The 16682-nt window shown below is 71.2% G+C and carries 16 protein-coding genes; 8 read left to right on the top strand and 8 right to left on the bottom strand.

Annotated elements, in window-relative coordinates; genetic code table 11:
* The first annotated feature begins 37 nt into the window (after window positions 1-37).
* From ACYVOM_RS34150 to ACYVOM_RS34135, 4 genes are all read left to right on the top strand, one after another.
* Window positions 38-388: a hypothetical protein gene (locus ACYVOM_RS34150; RefSeq protein WP_460307716.1), complete on the top strand. Its 351-nt coding sequence runs from the start codon at window positions 38-40 to the stop codon at window positions 386-388.
* Complete coding sequence (locus ACYVOM_RS34145) at window positions 385-867, top strand: HNH endonuclease (protein WP_460307715.1); 483 nt, start codon at window positions 385-387, stop codon at window positions 865-867. The genes ACYVOM_RS34150 and ACYVOM_RS34145 overlap by 4 nt, the downstream gene beginning before the upstream one ends.
* An 82-nt stretch (window positions 868-949) precedes the next feature.
* Complete coding sequence (locus tag ACYVOM_RS34140; RefSeq protein ID WP_460307714.1) at window positions 950-1378, top strand: hypothetical protein; 429 nt, start codon at window positions 950-952, stop codon at window positions 1376-1378.
* A 383-nt stretch (window positions 1379-1761) separates the two neighbouring features.
* Window positions 1762-2955, top strand: a complete 1194-nt coding sequence (locus tag ACYVOM_RS34135; RefSeq protein ID WP_460307713.1) for a cytochrome P450 — start codon at window positions 1762-1764, stop codon at window positions 2953-2955.
* A 21-nt stretch (window positions 2956-2976) separates the two neighbouring features.
* Here ACYVOM_RS34135 and ACYVOM_RS34130 read toward each other — a convergent pair whose 3' ends face one another.
* Together ACYVOM_RS34130 and ACYVOM_RS34125 are read right to left on the bottom strand one after the other, a co-directional pair.
* Window positions 2977-4533 carry an SAM-dependent methyltransferase gene (locus ACYVOM_RS34130; RefSeq protein WP_460307712.1) on the bottom strand — a complete coding sequence of 519 codons (1557 nt, stop codon included), beginning with the start codon at window positions 4531-4533 and terminating at the stop codon, window positions 2977-2979.
* Between the two features lie 396 nt (window positions 4534-4929).
* A complete protein-coding gene (locus ACYVOM_RS34125) occupies window positions 4930-5502 on the bottom strand; it encodes a hypothetical protein (RefSeq protein WP_460307711.1) in 573 nt (190 codons plus the stop codon).
* Window positions 5503-5725: 223 nt separating this feature from the next.
* Between ACYVOM_RS34125 and ACYVOM_RS34120 the strand changes: the two genes are divergently transcribed.
* On the top strand, window positions 5726-6658 hold the full coding sequence (locus ACYVOM_RS34120) for a helix-turn-helix domain-containing protein (protein ID WP_460307710.1): 933 nt from the start codon (window positions 5726-5728) through the stop codon (window positions 6656-6658).
* Window positions 6659-6768: 110 nt separating this feature from the next.
* Complete coding sequence (locus ACYVOM_RS34115; RefSeq protein ID WP_460307709.1) at window positions 6769-7566, top strand: ATP-binding protein; 798 nt, start codon at window positions 6769-6771, stop codon at window positions 7564-7566.
* 30 nt (window positions 7567-7596) lie between these two features.
* On the opposite strand, the gene ACYVOM_RS34110 is transcribed toward ACYVOM_RS34115, so the two are convergent.
* The 6 genes from ACYVOM_RS34110 to ACYVOM_RS34085 form a co-directional block, all read right to left on the bottom strand.
* A complete protein-coding gene (locus tag ACYVOM_RS34110; protein WP_460307708.1) occupies window positions 7597-7965 on the bottom strand; it encodes a hypothetical protein in 369 nt (122 codons plus the stop codon).
* 93 nt (window positions 7966-8058) lie between these two features.
* The gene (locus ACYVOM_RS34105; RefSeq protein WP_460307707.1) at window positions 8059-8328 is read right to left on the bottom strand and encodes a hypothetical protein; all 270 of its coding nucleotides are present in this window, start codon (window positions 8326-8328) and stop codon (window positions 8059-8061) included.
* 493 nt (window positions 8329-8821) lie between these two features.
* Complete coding sequence (locus ACYVOM_RS34100; RefSeq protein WP_460307706.1) at window positions 8822-9442, bottom strand: hypothetical protein; 621 nt, start codon at window positions 9440-9442, stop codon at window positions 8822-8824.
* 25 nt (window positions 9443-9467) lie between these two features.
* A complete protein-coding gene (locus ACYVOM_RS34095; RefSeq protein ID WP_460307705.1) occupies window positions 9468-10028 on the bottom strand; it encodes a hypothetical protein in 561 nt (186 codons plus the stop codon).
* A gap of 125 nt (window positions 10029-10153) precedes the next feature.
* On the bottom strand, window positions 10154-10663 hold the full coding sequence (locus ACYVOM_RS34090) for a hypothetical protein (RefSeq protein WP_460307704.1): 510 nt from the start codon (window positions 10661-10663) through the stop codon (window positions 10154-10156).
* A gap of 135 nt (window positions 10664-10798) precedes the next feature.
* The gene (locus ACYVOM_RS34085) at window positions 10799-11146 is read right to left on the bottom strand and encodes a winged helix-turn-helix domain-containing protein (protein WP_460307703.1); all 348 of its coding nucleotides are present in this window, start codon (window positions 11144-11146) and stop codon (window positions 10799-10801) included.
* Between the two features lie 121 nt (window positions 11147-11267).
* On the opposite strand from ACYVOM_RS34085, the gene ACYVOM_RS34080 reads away from it, so the two are divergent.
* Both ACYVOM_RS34080 and ACYVOM_RS34075 read left to right on the top strand, forming a co-directional pair.
* Window positions 11268-13928, top strand: coding sequence for a glycosyl hydrolase family 28-related protein (locus tag ACYVOM_RS34080; RefSeq protein WP_460307702.1), 2661 nt, complete (start codon window positions 11268-11270; stop codon window positions 13926-13928).
* A 97-nt stretch (window positions 13929-14025) separates the two neighbouring features.
* Window positions 14026-16659: a hypothetical protein gene (locus ACYVOM_RS34075; RefSeq protein WP_460307701.1), complete on the top strand. Its 2634-nt coding sequence runs from the start codon at window positions 14026-14028 to the stop codon at window positions 16657-16659.
* The last annotated feature ends 23 nt before the right edge of the window (window positions 16660-16682 follow it).

The following is a 16682-nucleotide window of genomic DNA, read 5'->3' as shown; positions in this document are numbered from 1 at the left end:
CCCGCCCACCGCACCCCCGCTCACCAGGGAGTGCGCTGTGCATCCAGAAGCCATCGGCCGACGTATCATCGACATCGGGAAGCGCCTCGACGAGCTCGTCGCCGAGTACCAGAATCTCGGTGAGGCCTGCGCCGACGCCAAGAAGACCTTCAAGCTCGCCCAGGCCCGCGCGTTCCTCAAGGCCGAAGGCGGCACGGTCGACGCCCGCCGAGCCCTGGCCACCATCGAGGCGGCCGACGCCGAACACGAACTCGACGTCCTCACCTACCGGCACACCACCTGCCGCGAGGCGATCCGCGCCGCCCACGCCCACCTGGACGCCGCCCGCACCCTCGCCTCCAACCTGCGCGCCGAGATGAACCTCGCCGGGACGGGGGTCACCCCGTGAAGCGCAGCAGCCGCCTCAACCGGTCCGCCGGCCTCGCCCGCGGAGGCCTCTCCCGCTCCCGCGCCGGCCTGTCCCGCGCCCCGCGCCTTCCCGCCCCCAAGCGGACCGAGCCCGCCCGGGCACGTCGCTCCACCGGCCCCTCCCCCGACACCCGCGCCCTGGTCCTCGCCCGAGACGGCCACGCCTGCGTCGTGTGCGGCCTCGACATCACCCGCCGCCCGCACAACATCCACCACCGGCTCCCGCGCGGCATGGGCGGCAGCAGCGACCCCGCCATCAACAGCCCCGCGAACCTCATCACCGTGTGCGGAAGCGGCACGACCGGCTGCCACGGCGAGATCGAGCGCAACCGGGAGTGGGCGCAGGACCACGGCTGGATCGTCCCGCGCGGCATGAGCCCGGCCGCCTCGCCCATCGTCCTGTTCGGCTGCCCCGGCCGGTTCCTCCTGCTGTCCGACGGAGGCATCGAACTGGCGTAACCCCAGCTCAAGACGCCCAAGCATGATATGATTTTCCTGTTCGGGTTTGAGACACCCGAGCCTGACAGGAGGAAACACCACCATGAGCGCTGCCTCGATCCTGATCCAGCCGGACAGGACCATCACCCCCGTCACGCTCCCCACTGGCGGAGGGCAGGACACGTGGACGCGCGAGCACCTGCGCTGCCGCCAGATCGACTTCCTGGACTTCACGATGGCCTTCGGCCCCCTGCGCGTGCTGATGTGGTTCGACGTCGAAGCCCGGATCTTCCCCGACCGCGGCGAGGAGGCATGCACCACGAACCCGATCGCCTCCCTCATCACGCACGAGGAGCACGGCCTGGACACGCCCATCTTCGGCCGCGTCCTGCTGACCGCCGCAGGCCCCGGCAACTTCACCACCACCGACCGGGCCGCCGTCATGAAGGTCGTGATGCGGCACGAGGAGGCGCTGGCCGAGACCGTCCGCGCGACCCTCGCCCACCACATCGCCGTGTTGTGCAGGGTGTGACCTGCTGAAACAAGCCGCCGGGGGGTAGTTGCGATATCAAAACCTCCCTCCGCAGGTGGATCTAACGCCTCATAGCGGGCCGACGACCGACCGCACCACCTCGGAGGCCCCCGCGACGCCGCGGGGGCCTTCTCTGGTATCCCTCGACCTGCCCGCCCCGGGGCCGGCGGACCGCCTTAACGCAAGGCTCTTTCCATCAGCGCGGGCATACGTGAAGGATGCTCGCGATAGATCACATTTGGGGCATTGTGCGCAGGTCAGAAGGGCTCTAAGGTGGGGCTCGCAGCAGGGACACGAGGGGCCATTCCAGGCCACCGACACCACTCCCGACCTTCCCCCGGAAGGCGGGACCGTCGGCGTCCGCTAAGGAAGGACCCCCGGCTGTGACTTCCCCCACGCCTTACCCGTTCCACACCGACGGCTGCCCCCATCTGAGAGCAGAGCCCAAGTACAGCGAGCTTCTCGCCGACGGCGCCCCCGTCATCCCCATCACCCACACCGCTGCAGGCCCTGCCTGGCTCGTCCTCACCTATGAGCGCGTCACCGAAGTACTGCGCAACCAGGCAGTCTTCTCCCGGCGCGCCGCCGTGGACGTGCCCGGCTACGTGCCAGTCGACGACAACTGGGTGTTGGGACTGGACGGCGATGAACACCTCAAGGTCCGCGGCCCCGCCGCACGGGCCCTGGCCGCCCCCAAAGTGGAACTGCTCCGCCCGATGATCCGCAAGACCGCCCGCGACCTCGCCGCCCAGCTCGCCGCCTCCGGCACAACTGCGGACCTCATCACCGACTACGCCCTGCCCCTGACGCTCGGCACCATCAGCAAGATCTTGGGCGTCCCGGCCGAAGACGCCCACCAGTTCGCGACCTGGTCCGACGGGTTCCTGTCGACGACCGAGCACCGCCAGGAGGAAGCCGCCGCCGCGGCGGAGGCGATGTTCGGCTACGTCGGCGGGCTCGTCGCCCACTACCGGGCCAACCCCGACCCGACCGTGCTCCTATCCGACATGGTCAACGGCGACGACGCCGTCGACGTCTCCGAGACCCGCCTGATCTTCCTCGCCGCCAGCCTCGTCGTCGCCGGATGGGAGACCACCGCGACCGTCCTGGCAAGCCTGGTACACCACCTGCTGTCCACGCCCGGCATGTGGCAGCGCGAGGTGATCGAGCGGCCCGACAACATCGCCCGACTCGTCACCGAAGGCCTGCGCGTCTTCCCGGCCGGCGTCGACGAAGTCCCCCGGGTCGCCGTCGCCGACGTCGAGTTCGGCGGCGCCCACATCAAGGCCGGCGACGTCGTCATCACCTCCAGCGGCGCCGCGAACCTCGACCCCGCCCAGTTCCCCGAGCCCGAGAAGTTCGACCCCGACCGCACACCGAACCGGCACGTCGGCTTCGGCTGGGGCGCCCACATCTGCCCAGGCCAGTTCCTCGCGCCCGCCGAGATCCAGGAAGGAATCCTCGCCCTGGCCGACGCGCTACCGAACCTGCGGATCGTCGGCGACCCCGCCGCGCTGCCCCGCAAATCAGCCGTGACGGTCCGCGGCCTCACCGCCCTCCCGGTCACCTGGGGCTGACCGGAGGCCGTTCCGCCGCGCCTACGCCTTGCGGGACACCGCGGCGTAGGCGCGGAACTGGCCGAGCCGCGGCGGAGACTCCTGCACCTGGAGCACCTCGGTGTAGAACGCCATGGGCACGACCATCTCCATGCCGTCGTGCATCGCCTCGCACTCCTCGCGGGTCCGCAGAATGAGCTGGGGCGCATCCGGGTCGGAGTAGATCCGGTTGAGCTGGGCCCGCACCAGGCTGGTCATGCCGTCGATGGTCGACGACGTCAGCACCAGATAACTGCCCGGTGCGAGCCGCCGCATGATGTCGCGGAGCCGCTCGCGCGCGTCCGGCGTGTAGTTCGCCTCGTCCTGGCAGACCAGTGCCACAGGCTGCGACAGGTCCAGCATGCTGCGCGTCGACGGGTGGTCGAAGATCGCGTCCGGCGTCGTCAGGTCGCCCTGCACCGCCACCGCGCCTTCCACGTTCGCCAGCCGCCGGTTGAACAGCTCGACGAGCGCGGGCTTGCCCGTCGCGTGCACGACCTTCGAGCCCGGCGCGGCGATCGACAGGACCCGGTGCAGGCTGGTGCGTACCGACGGGATCGGCCCGCCGATGTCGAGGTACTGCGTGCAGCCCAGCCCCGCCAGGTGCGCGACCATACGCGCGACGACCTCGTTGCCCTCCACCGACAGCTTCGCCACCTCCGGCGCGACCGCGAGCACGATCAGCGTGGCGGCCCGGTCGATGAACCGGTTGTCCGAGCCGGCCGCCATGTAGTTCGTCATGGCGCCCGGGTACGGCGTCGGGTCGGTGAACCCGAGAGCGAACATCTCCTGGTCGCCCGGCAGCATCGGCGCCGGCTCCAATTCCAGCGCCGGATCGTTCTTCTCGATCTGCTCGTTCAACCGCGTCAGAACCGGCCCCGGCCCCACCCCGGTGGTCTCATGGGCCGCTTCATCGCGCCGCTTGAAGACGTGCAGCGCCTCCTCCTTGCGGCCCGCCATGTACAGCGCCCACATGAGCGACTTGACGAGGTTCTCGCGGTGCGGATACCGGTCGATCAGCTCCGGCAGCACCAGCGTCAGCTCTTGATACCGGCCGACCGCCAGCAGCGCGGCCGCCATCCGTTCCACCGCGTACGTCATCTCGTTCACCAGGCGGGCGGACATCGCGTCCATCGCCGTCGTGGCCGCCAGGTTCGGCAACGGCATCCCGTCCCACATCTCCAACGCGGCGTGGGAGTACAGCGCGGCCGCAGTGTGCGGGTCGGTCTGCGTCAGTTCCTCGGCTCGGGTGACGACGGCCCGGAACGCCAGCAGGTCGACGAAGTCGTAGTTGTGGACGACGAGCCTGTACCCGCCGTTCTCGTGCACGACCCGATCAGCGCCTAGCACGCCCCGCAGGTTGGTGATCAAGGACTTTAGATTGCCCGACCGGCCTCGGTCGCCGGCGTCGTCCCACAGCAGCTCCGTGAGCCGCGCCGCAGGGACCGCACGGCCATCAGTAACAGCCAGCGCCACCACGGCGCTGAACTGCTGAGGGGTGAGCCTGAGCTGCTTGCCCTGCTCATCCTCGACCCGGCCCTCCAGGAGCTTGAACTCCACGTGCTTCTCCCGCCTCCTTGCCCCGGCCCCCGGTGCCCGAAATGCCCAATGGGCGTGCCCGACTAGGCACCTTACGGGCATAGCGACGGCCGCGACATCCCAGCGCCAAGATCTTGTCCGAAAATAATTGGACGAAGCGCACAAAAAGTCTGACCTGCGCAAACAACCCGCATTGACCAGAAATTGACCGCGCGCACCGCGAGGCACCGGTGACGTATTGACCGGAAGCTAACCGCTGGTCTCTACCGTCGTAGACATCCGGTCGGGGCCGTACGGGGAGAGATCCCTACCCTCGATGTCTCTGCTGCACCCCCGTGCGGCCCCACCCGGAAACCGAACGTTGGGGCCCGCGCTCCCGCCACTACCCGAGGCGAAGCAGGGCCCCAACCACATCGGCTACCGCAGCCGCCGGCGCCCCCGCTCAACCAGGGCGGCCAACGCCTCGGCACCGACGGGAAGCGCCAACGACGGCACCCCCGGCAGCCGGAGTCCCTCCGACCAGTACACCGTCGGCTCCCCGGCGGCGATCTGCTGCACCACCGGCTCGTAGCGTTTCTCCGCGACGTCCGCCGACAGGCCGCGTGACCGGCCGATCGCCTCCCACCCGGTGCCGAACAGGATCCGCTCCGCCGCGATCGCCATGGCGTCGAGCTGACCCCACAGCAGCTTCACCCGCGACCCCATCTTCAGCAGGTCGCCCGGCTCGAGATGCTTATGCGCCGTCGGCGTCACCGCCAGCGCCACGTACTCCGCCAGCATGAACGCCGCCGCCAGCCACGCGACCGTCGCGCGCTCCTCCTCGAACGTCCGCGTCGGCTGCTCCGCGTCCGCCTCCGCCTTCTCCTCCGGGTGGTGCACGATCGTCACGTCGCCGCCCAGGACCGCGCCCAAGACCGTCTCCGTCGCCCGGATCAGCAGGCGCGATGCCGGACGCCGGATCTGGGAGAGCGCAGAAGACACGTCGAGCACGGGGGGTTCCTTCGGCAGTGCGGGGGCCTCCCCCGCGTTCCGGAGCAGGGTAGTGGGACGCCCGCACGCTTGGCGAGACCAAAGTGAGACCGAAAGCCATGCAACCCTGCGCGTTAACGGCAGCGGTCAGGACACAAAACGATCGGCCTCCCTACAGTCCGCCGACTATGCGTACCCCCGAGCGCTCCACTGCGCCGACCCCAGCATCCCCGGCGGCCACCCGATGAGCGAAGACGAGATCGTCCGCGGCCGCCGAGCCCCCTTCACCCAAGTCGCCGACTGGGTCCTGGTCTCCCCCGCCACCGTCCAGGCCCGCCTCCTGTACGCCATGCTCGCCGCGCACGTGAACGTCGTCGACGGCCGCCGCGGCGTCTGGCCGTCCCGCTCCTCCCTCGCCAAGCTCCTCGGATTCGCCAAGACATCCTCGGTCGACCGGTACATCGACGAGCTTGTCGAACTCGGCGCCATCGACGTCCACCCGCGCTACCGGCCCGACGGCGGACGCTCCGGCAACCTCTACGTCGTCCACGAGCTACCGCCCGACGACGCGGCCAGCCCCGCCACCCTGCCCGAGTGGTACGCCTCCCGACCCCAGTCCCTTCCAGCGGACACCCCCCAGTCCCCTCCAGGGGAAGGGGGTAGTCCCTTCCAGGGGACCAGGGTGGCCCCCTCCAAGGGACGGGCCCAGTCCGCTGGAGGGGGCAGGAACTATACGAAAGAGAACAAGACGAAGGAGAACGAGACGAATGGAAAGGCGACGGCTCCGCCCGGCGAGCCCGCGCGCCGACCGCGCAAGACCCGCCAGACGAAGCAGCGCACCCCGCAGGAGCAAGCACGCTACGAGGAAGCCTCCGCGATCGCGACGGCCTGGTGGGAGCGATGCAAGGACCTCGGCATCCCCAACCCCAAGCGCGGCAACGGCCCCACCACCGGCTTCCCCGGGCTCGTCGGCATGCTCGAACGCTTCCTGGCCGACGGATGCACCGGAACCGAACTGCGCCACGCCCTCGACCACACCCGCCAGCCCTTCCCCCCGGTCACCGTCCTGACGTCCGCCGTCGACGGCTACCGCAACCACGTCCGCGCACGCCCGCCCAAGCCGGACTCCAACCTCCACCGTGAACACACCAACGGCCTCGGGGACGTCTTCTCGTGACCACCCACAGCCCCCACACGTCCCCACAGGCCCCCGAACACCCAGACCCGACCCCGACGCCACGGAAAGATCACCGCACCCCTCAGGCGGCATCTGAGGCGATCGTGCGGATGCTCGCGAAGATGAGCGAGCAGAACGCCGAGCGTCTCACCGCGGCCATGCAGCGGGTGAAAAGCAGCAGCGAGGAGGAAAGCGCACGCGCCATCGCCCGCGACAACGCCGAAGCGCTGGCCGAAACCCTCCGCCAGCGCGCCGTCTACCGGCTCGCCCGCTACACCGCCCAGCGCCCCGCCGGCCTCGACAACACCCGCCTGGACGCTCTGCACCCCCAGCAGGACCCCGACGGCCGCGCCACCGGCTGGCTCGACTCCAGCCACAAGACGCTCCTGCTCATGGGCCCGTCCGGCCACGGCAAGACCTGGGCCGCCTACGCCATCGCCAACGCCGCCGCCGAACGCGGCGAATGGGTCGAAGCCTGGTCCGCCACCACCCTCCAGCGCGAACTCGGCCCGCTCCCCGTCCACGCCGCCCGCGACACCGTGCGCGCCCACGCCCGCGAACGCCTCACCGAACGCCTCGCAGACGTCCCCCTCCTGCTCCTGGACGACCTGGGCGCCGAAGACCTCACCGGATGGGGAGGCAGCACCGGCGAACAGTGGCGGGCTGCCCTCCTGGACATCCTCACCGCCCGCGACGCCGCCCCCGGCCTGCGCCTCATCGTCACCCTGAACGGCGCCGACACCCTCCACCTGCCGCCCGCCGACCGGCCCGCCGCACGAGCCCGCGCCACCGGCGTCCTATCCGACCGGTACGGCGCCCGCATCGTCACCCGCCTGCAACGCGACTGCATCGGAGCCTGGATCGAAGGCGACTGCTACCGGCAGGCCGCGACCTGGAACCCGTTCTGACTCCGCGGCCGAATCGAGAACCCGACGCCCTCAGGCTCTCCGGGGGTGCTGTGCGGCGCGGCACTCGGAGCACCGGCATCGCTGATGCCGGTAGGTGCCCCGCCGCCCGTGGTCGAGCGATTCGTCGCGGCCCTGCATGAGCGCTGCGTCGAGGCGGCGGGACCAATCGGCATCCCACTGCGCGCGCCCGTGGAGGGCCACCGTGGTGACCCCGTGCGCCTCCGCCACCTCGGCGATCCCGCCGCCAGCAGCGATCGCGGCAAGGATCTGCTCCTCCATGGGCGCGATGGCCGCGACCGCCCACTCACGGCGCATCACGCGGGTCTGCTCGTTATGGCCCTCGCGGGCGTCGTCATCGCGGGCACCGTTGCGCCAGCGCGAGTCCGGACTGGTCGGCATGATCCTCCTCGTGTCTCGAACTCGCCCCGCGGGCGGCACCGATGAAGGCGGTTCCGCGCGTCCGGGCAGAGGAGACGGGCCCTGCGCTATCGGCTACCAGCCGGTGAGACGGCGGAGCTGCTCGGCCGTGACTTCCTCGCGGAACCAGCCGCGGACCCTGTCAAGCTGCGCGTGCACGTCCGAGACCGCGACCGTGAGGCCCTCCTTTTCGAACAGCAGGCGGGCGAGGTTCTTCGCCTCCGTCACCTCCACCCGGGGGACCCACCGGTCCCATCCGGACGGGCAGGGCAGCGGGTGGTACTCCGGGCGGGGCGGCTCGTTGTCGACGTCGTCGAACCAGCTCGATGAACTGCGCTCGCTCATGGATTGCGCTCCTCCGTGATGGGTCTGCACGAAGAAGACCCGCGTCATAGACACGGATCTTCTGATCTCCGCGCGCGCGGAGCAGAACCCGAACAAGGCCCCTGAAGCCATCAACGGGCCATCCCCGCAGGTGCGGGGCAGACGTGCAGCAACACCACAACGTCAACCGACGGTACATCCCCGCTAGCGCGCGGCCAAGTCCCTGGTCAGGCAGGCCTGTGGGACATCCCCGCCTACGCGGGGAACACGGCTTTGTGGATCTCGGCCGATATAAGGGCCCCCCGCTTCCGCGGGGAACAGGGTCTCGCCGATACCACCCGATATACGGGCCAACCCCGCCTTCGCGGGGAGCATGTTGCTGTGTCTGGCGCAGATATCAGGGCCACCCCCGCTTCCGCGGGGAACAGGGTCTGGCGGATGCCACCCGATATACGGGCCAACCCCGCCTGCGCGGGGAACTCTGTGCCGATGCTACGGGACGGCGCAGGAGCTGTCAGGCGTTCGGGGTGTCCTGCCCGTAGGTGGCGGCGAATGCCTCTTTGATCTGGCCGGCCGTCTCGCGGGTGATCTTCTCCCAGTATGTGACGTCGAGGGCGTGCGGGTTATCGTCCAGCAGCTCCGGCCGGGTGGGGCGGCGGCTGAGCACGACGCTGTCGCCGCCCAGGTCCGCGAGGAACGCCCGGATCGACTCGTGGGCCTCCCGCCGGTCCAGCCCGTACCGGTCGACGACCTCCTCCAGCAGGTCGTAGCTGTCGATCGCGCGGCCCGGGATCCCGTCGAACACGTCAGTGTGGGCCGCGGCGTCCTCGGCCACCCAGGCGTAAGCGGCGTCGACGCGCTGCTTGAAGTGCCGGGCGGCCAGCACGCCGGCCTCCTCGCCGTGGTGCGCCTTGTCGTAGACCGCGACGCGCTTGACCTTGGACAGCGGCCCCTCCCACACCTCGAAGGCGTCAAGGTCCGCGGTGTCGAGCAGCACCATGACCGCGCACAGGGTGCTGTCGTCGGGGTCGTGGTAGGTGAGGATCTCGTAGACGCCCCTGCCGCCCGCGCGGTCGATCGCGCGCAGGAGGTCCGCCGGGTCGTCGGCCCAGAAGTGGGCGGGGGGTTCAGCCATGATGCGCTCCTTCGTCGTGTCGGGATCAGATGTCGGCGGTGGCCCGGGCCCGCTCCAAGTACTGCCGCTCCTCGGTGGCCCGGCTCTCGGCGGCCTCGGCGCGGGCGACGTCGTCCCCCAGCGCTTCGAGGCGCATCCTGCGGTAGCCGTCCTCGCCCTGCCAGCCGCGCTCGTACGCGGCCCGACCGAGGAAGCTCCAGCGGGCGTCCCCCGCCGGGGTGGGGGTGGCCAGGTGGCCGGTGCACACGGCCGTGACGGTCGCGCCGAGCGCGGCATGCTCGCATCCGGCGACGTCGCACAGCCGGAAAGCGGGCTGCGCGTCCGGCGACAGGTCGGTGTCGACCTGGTAGCGCATGCCTCCCACGACCAGGACGGCGATGCCGTAGCCGTCCTGGTCGCGCTCGATCGCGGACTCCGCCTCGACCTCCCACGAGGTGAGCGGCAGGACGTCCCGGTCGTAGCGGCGGATGTTCGCGTCGGCGCTGACCGCGGCGATCACCAGCGCGATGGACTCTGCCTGCCAGCGCAGCCCGGCGAGGTCCAAGGTGCCCGCGTGCGCGGCGGCGAAGGCTTCAGCAAGGTTCATGGGTTTCTCCCGTGGGATGCGTGACCAGCGCGACGCGCTGGGGTGGTGGGCTGAGCGTGCCCCCGCCTTCGCAGGGAGTGGTGCGTGCCGCACGCTACGGCACCGGCCTGACAAACCTCAGGCGGTTACCGAGGGATGGCGGCGGCCGCTTCGCGGATGCCAGCGCGGATGCGGGTGACGAGCTCGGCGCAGGTGACCTTGCGCGGGCTCGCGTACCCAGCGTCCACGACGATCTCGCCGGTGACGAGGTCGACGTAGACCTTCCGGACCGCCATGAAGATCTTGGACGCCTCGCCGTTGCTGATCGGCTCACCGTCGAGGACCGCGGACGCGATGCTCCCGCTCTTGTAGCGGGAGACCTCCAGGCCGGCGAAGGCCGCCCAGCGGTCGAAGTAGACGCGGTCATGCTCGCCGCGCTGCCACCGGCTCCCGCCGATCGCCTCCAGGTTCTCGGCGGTGAGCTGGACGGGCTTCGGCTGGCTCATCTGGGCTCCGATCATGATGCGGCGCAGCAGGCTCGCGGTTGCGATCACCCAGCGGCCGGCGACCTTCGCCGCCGCGGCTGCCCAGGGTTCGACGACCGCGCCGTCACCGCCGCGGCTGCGGGCGGCGGGACGCTCAAGCTCCTCGCCCACCCGCCCTGCCCCGGCAACCTGTGCGGGACCCCCACTGGCTACGACTACGGGTGCCGCGAAGCCGCGTGCCGGGAAGCGAAGTCCGCGAAGGTCATCGCGGCCCGTAAGCGCAAGACCTGACGGTCGTGAGCCGCGCTACCGGCGCAGGGCCTTGACCTCGGTCTCCAGAGCCGTGACCCGGGCGCGCAACGCCTGGAGTTCGCCCATCAGCTCCTCGACCAGGGCAGCCGTACCGTCTTTCGCCTCGCTCGGGGCTGCGCGGTCGGCGACGAAGACGCCGCGTCCCTGCTGCCCGATCACCAGGCCCTCGGTCCGCAGTACCCCGACGGCGGTCTTCGCGACGCTCACCGACACCCCGTGCCTGCGCGCCAGCACCGCCAGGCTCGGCAGCACATCGCCAGGGCGGAGTTCGTCGGCGCGGATCTGGTCGCGGTAGTGGTCGGCGACCTGGAGGTAGGCGGCCCGCCCGGACAGTTCAACCATGGTGGGCAGCCTAGCCGCCCATGTCGCCCAGGACGAGCCGCGCGGTAGGACGTAAGCGGCATCCTCGCGGCATCGTGCCTGGTGTCGCCAGCACCCCCGCTGACCAGCGTGGGGTGCCGTCATGCCGTTCCAGACCCGTATCGTCACCGGCCGGTTCGCCAACGCCCAAGGACTGCCCGCCGCGGGCACCGTGACGTTCACGCCGTCGATGCGGCTGCGGGACTTCGCGGTCCCGGCGGGCATCGTGAACGGGCCCGCGTCGACGACGCTCGGCCCGGACGGCACGTTCCGGATCGCGCTCATTCCGACCGACGCTGGCAGCGTCGTCCCGCCCGGCTGGCACTACCACGTCGTCGAGCAGATCAACGGCCACCACCGGATCTACGACATCGTGATCCCGTCCGGCACCGGACCGCTCAACCTCGCCGACCTCGCCCCCATCCCCGACGATCCCGACCCGATTCCGTCGAGCGACTTCCTGCGCGTCGACCAGCTCGGCATCCCCGGAGGCGTTGCCGTCCTGGGCCCCGACGGGATCGTCCCCTACACGCTGCTCCCGGACCTGAGCGCCTTCGTCCCCGCCACCCGGGCGATCTCCGCCGGGCCCGGCCTGGCCGGCGGCGGCGCCCTCGACCAGGACCGCACCCTGTCCGTCGTCTTCGGCACGACGGCCGGCACCGCGGCCGCGGGCAACGACCCGCGCCTGTCCGACGCCCGGCCCGCGGCCGCCGGGTCGGTCACCGACGGCTCGGTCGCGGCCGACGCCGCGATCGCCCTGTCGAAGCTCGCCGTCGACCCGCGCGCCCGCGCCACCCACACCGGAACCCAGACCGCCGCGACCATCTCGAACTTCGACGCCGCGGTCCGCACGAACAGGCTCGATCAGCTCGCCGCCCCCATTGCGCCGGTTCCGTTCGGCGGGCAGCGCATCACCGGCCTGGCCGCCGCGGCGGCCGCCACCGACGCCGTCACCAAGCAGCAGCTCGACGACGCCGTCGCCAACGTGACGGTCGATCTGCCCTGGCTGACCGTGACGGACTTCGGGGCGGTCGGCGACGACGTGGCCGACGACATCGAAGCGTTCCAGGCAGCCGTCGACGCGCTGCCCCCGCACGGCGGCATCATCTGGATCCCGCCCGGCACCTACCGGCTCACCGCGGCCCTCATCCTGCGCTCCAACGTGACGTTTCTCGGCGCGGGCACCGACGCCACGGTGCTGCACCAGGTCACCACGACCGCGCACGGCCTGGCGGGTGTCGACGTCCACACCATCACGCTGAGGGACCTCCAGATCAAGGGGCCAGGCTCCGGTACCGGCACCGGTCTCACCCTCACCCGCGACACCGAGGACAACGTCCGCTACATCCGCTTGGACAACGTCTACATCCGCATGTTCGGCCAGGACGGCATCGAGATCAGCAACGGCATCGTCAGCAGCTTCGACCAGGTGCGGGCCGAGAACAACAACCGGCACGGCTTCTACCTGCACGGCGTCGTCGGCGGCGCCGCCGGAACGTCCCTCGCGCTGTCCGGCTGCTACGGCAACACCAACGGCCTCACCGGCTTCACCATCGTCAACATGGCCTACCTGGACCTGTCCGGCTGCGCCAGCGAGGGCCACCCGATCAACTTCGCGCTGGAGGCCTGCCAGGGCGTCGCCCTCACCGGCTGCGGCTCGGAGCTCGTCACCGCGGGCGGCACCGGCTTCAAAGTGACCGGCGGCTTCGCTATCACCTTCACCTCTTGCTGGGACCTCACCAACCGCGGCCGCGCCTACTGGATCACCGGCGGCGCCTACTGCATCAACCTCGTCGGCATCGCCGAGAACACCCCCGGCGCGGGCGCGGTCGCCTCCCTCCAGGTCGACGCCGGATGCACCGGCGTGAACCTCCACGGCATCGCCGCAACCTCGCCGCTGGCCCTCGCCCCCACCACCACGAACATCCTGAACGACGGCGCGAACGGCCTCACGATCCACGGCTACCTCTACACCGACGGAATGTCGGAGTTCAACGGCCCCGTCATCTTCGACCAGGCCGTCACCCACTACGGCACGACAACCCTCGCAGGCGACCCCACCGACCCGCTTCACGCCGCCACCAAGGCCTACGTCGACGCCCACAGCGCCGCCGTCACCTACGGCACCACGGCCGGAACCGCGGCCCAGGGCAACGACAGCCGGATCGTCGGGGCCGCCCAGAAGGCCTCCAACCTGTCCGACCTCGCCAGCGCAGCGACGGCCCGCACGAACCTCGGCCTCGGTGGCGCCGCCGTCCTGAACGTCGGCACCACCGCCGGGACCGTGGCCGCCGGAAACGACTCCCGCCTGCCGAGCGCCACCACGACGCCGCGCCTGCGCCTCGACAGGGTCGCCGACCTCACCCTCACCACCGGCGTGGTCACCGCCGTCCCGGGACTGGCCGCCGCCTACCAGATCGGCGGTACCTGGTGGACCGCCGGAGCGAACATGGTCGTGCCCCCAGGCGCCACCGGCCTGTACCTCGCCGCCGTCCGCGCCATCTTCAAGAACGCAGGAGCGAACACCGGCGAGAGGTCGGTGTGGATCCGCAAGCTCAACGGCGGCGCCCTCGTCGACGACCCGCCCATCGTCGCCATGACCACCACCGCGCCCGGCGGAGCCATCTGGCCAGACGTCACCGCCGCCAGCGCCGCACTCCTGACGGCCGGCGAAACCTACTACGTCAGCGTCCGCCAGTCCCTCGGCGCCGACGTCGTCCTGTACGGCATCGAAATGTCCTTCACCCGCATCCTCGCCACCTGACGACCAGGCAGTCTGCCCGGGACGCAAGCCCGGGCAGGCACCCATCCTGGGCTGCGCATCCCCGTGCACGGACCTTTTCACGCCCACGGGGGACACGATGGCGCTGCCGACCCGCACCGTTACCGGCCGATACCTGAACGGCCACGGCGACCCTGCCGAAGGCGTCGTCCATTTCGCACCGCCCGGCCCGCTCCGCCACATCGGCGAAGGCATCACCATCATCGGCGGCTACAGCGTTCCCCTGGACGCCACCGGGGCTTTCACCGTCGACCTCATCCCCACCGACGTCGACGGCATGGAACCCGACACGTGGGCGTACGCCGTCCTGGAGGAGATCGGCCGCACCCAACGCCGCTACTTCGTCCTCATCCCCTCCGGAACCGAGCCGCTCGACCTCACCGGCGTCCCACCCGTCTACCCCGCGACGGAACTCACCGGCTACGTCCAGCAGTCCGCCATCGGCGCGCCCAGCGGCGTCGCCTCCCTCGACCTCGCCGGCCAGGTCCCGGCCTCGCAGCTCGGCAACGTCGACACCACCAGCGTCGTCCCACTCTCCCGCATCCCCGCCCTCCCCGCCGCCCACCTCACGAGCGGCATCCTCGACCTCGACCGCATCCCCGACCTGTCCGGCCGGTACATCGTCGTCCCGGCCGCGGCCGACGACGGCACCGTCTTGACCGCCGACTCCACCGCCGCGAGCGGCTACGGCTGGGAGACCGTGCTTCGGCCCGGACTTCTCGGCGTCCCAGGCGGTATCGCCGTCCTCAGCGCCGACGGCAAACTGGTGCCCGCGCTGCTGCCCGACCTCGATGCCGCCCGCATCGCCTCCGGCATCCTCGACCTCGCCCGCATCCCCGAACTCCCCGCCTCCAAAGTCACCGCGGGCCAGTGGGCGACGGAGCAGATCCCGAACCTGCCCGCCACGAAGATCACCACCGGAAAGCTCGACCGGGCCCGCCTGCCCGACCTCGCCGCGACCGGCCTCGTCCAGCGCTCCGGCCCCCTGTACGCCTACGACTACGGGTACCGGGCCGACTCCAACCCCGCCACCGCCGTCGCCAACACCGCCGCCCTCCAGAACGCGTTGAACGACGCGGCCAACACGTGGGCGCGCGTCATCCTGCCGCCCGGCCTCGCCTACGTCACCACCCCCGGCATCGTCGTGCCTGGCCGCGTCCGCCTCGAAGGCGCCGCCAACCGCTCCAGCGTGCTCCGCCTCGCCGACGGCGCGAACTGCCACCTCATCCGCAACCACGTCTCCTCCGACGCGGGAGCCGCCGACCCCAACGGCATGTTCATCGAACTCGCCCACCTCACCCTGGACGCCCGCGGCGCCGCCCAGCCCGCCGGAGGCCCCTTCCACGGCATCTACCTCACCACCGACCCCGCCGCCGCCGCAGGAGCCGTCGACCCCGGCTTCTACGCCCGCCACCTCGTCGACGACGTCACCGTGCTGTCCGCCAAGGGCGACGCCTTCCATGTCCGCGGCCGCTCGGGCACCCGCCTGACCCGCTGCAACGCCCTCGACTCCGGACGGCACGGCTTCAACCTCGGCGGCGGCACCCGCGCCATCGACTGCGACGCAGGCGGCTCCGGGCAAGCCGCCTACCGGCTGTCCGGAGCCGACGTCATCCTGACCGGCTGCCACGCCTCCGGAGCAGGCCTCGACACCTCCGCCGCCACCGGCACCGCCCCCACCCCCGCGACCGGCCACGGCTTCCACCTCGACGGGCCCGGGGCCTCCACCCTCACCGGCTGCTACGCCGTCGACGTCACCGGCCACGGCGCCTACCTCGCCGCAGGAGCCACCGCGTGTCGCATCGACGTCGTCGTCGACGGCTCGGCCGCCGCGGCGCTCGCCCTCGACGGCTCCAGCCGCAACGTCATCCACCTCACCTCGACGCACTCCGCTGCCGTCAACGCCGTCCACCTCACCACCGCCGCCGACGGCAACACCCTCACCGTCGGCCACTCCCCCCGCACCGGCGCCGCCCCGACGACCATCCTCACCGGCACCTCCACCCTGCTCGGCAACCGCATCATCGCCAACGGCGCCCCCCTCGCCGTCCGCCAGGAATGGGCCCCGTCGACGGCCTACGTGCGCGGCCAGGAACTCACCCGCCGCGGCGCCACCTACACCGCCACCACCGACCACACCTCCCTGCCCACCTTCACCCCCAACTCCAACCTCCTGCTCACCCGCGGCCCCTGGCCGTCTATCAGCGTCCCGCCGGGCGACTACGCCCACCTGTCCGGCCCGGCCACCGGCACCGCCCAGCTCGGCACCGAGACGCTGCGGGCGTTCGCCTGGCACCTCCCCCACACCGCCACCCTCCAGAGCATCGGCGCGGAGATCGTCACCGCGGGGGACACCGGCTCGCTGTACCGGCTCGGCATCTACGCCGACACCGGCAACCAACGCCCCGGCGCCCTCATCGCCGACGCCGGAACCCTCCTCGGAGACTCCGACACCCTCCAGGACCTCGCGATCGCCCTCACCCTCGCCCCGGGCCTCTACTGGGTCGCCGGCGTCGCCCAAGCCGTCACCGCAGTGCAGCCCACCTTGCGGACCGGCTCCCCCACCATCCCCATCACCAGCGGCATCCTCGTCGAGGACGCCGCCGTCCACGGCTGGACCCACAGCACGCCCGTCCCCGGTGCGCTCCCCGCCACGTTCGTCCCCTCCGGACAGATCGGCGCGATCCCCCGCGTCCAAGTCCGCGCGGTCTAATCGGGCCGCGTCGCACCGCCGGA

The sequence above is a fragment of the Actinocorallia aurea genome (assembly GCF_054783995.1).
This window is presented reverse-complemented; position numbering and strand designations above follow the sequence as displayed.

Bases quoted from the DNA above. Each gene is read 5' to 3' on its own strand.
- ACYVOM_RS34140 (WP_460307714.1), top strand. From the start codon at position 950: ATGAGCGCTGCCTCGATCCTGATCCAGCCGGACAGGACCATCACCCCC.
- ACYVOM_RS34120 (WP_460307710.1), top strand. From the start codon at position 5,726: ATGAGCGAAGACGAGATCGTCCGCGGCCGCCGAGCCCCCTTCACCCAA.
- ACYVOM_RS34115 (WP_460307709.1), top strand. From the start codon at position 6,769: ATGCTCGCGAAGATGAGCGAGCAGAACGCCGAGCGTCTCACCGCGGCC.
- ACYVOM_RS34110 (WP_460307708.1), bottom strand. From the start codon at position 7,965: ATGCCGACCAGTCCGGACTCGCGCTGGCGCAACGGTGCCCGCGATGAC.
- ACYVOM_RS34105 (WP_460307707.1), bottom strand. From the start codon at position 8,328: ATGAGCGAGCGCAGTTCATCGAGCTGGTTCGACGACGTCGACAACGAG.
- ACYVOM_RS34100 (WP_460307706.1), bottom strand. From the start codon at position 9,442: ATGGCTGAACCCCCCGCCCACTTCTGGGCCGACGACCCGGCGGACCTC.
- ACYVOM_RS34095 (WP_460307705.1), bottom strand. From the start codon at position 10,028: ATGAACCTTGCTGAAGCCTTCGCCGCCGCGCACGCGGGCACCTTGGAC.
- ACYVOM_RS34085 (WP_460307703.1), bottom strand. From the start codon at position 11,146: ATGGTTGAACTGTCCGGGCGGGCCGCCTACCTCCAGGTCGCCGACCAC.
- ACYVOM_RS34080 (WP_460307702.1), top strand. From the start codon at position 11,268: ATGCCGTTCCAGACCCGTATCGTCACCGGCCGGTTCGCCAACGCCCAA.
- ACYVOM_RS34075 (WP_460307701.1), top strand. From the start codon at position 14,026: ATGGCGCTGCCGACCCGCACCGTTACCGGCCGATACCTGAACGGCCAC.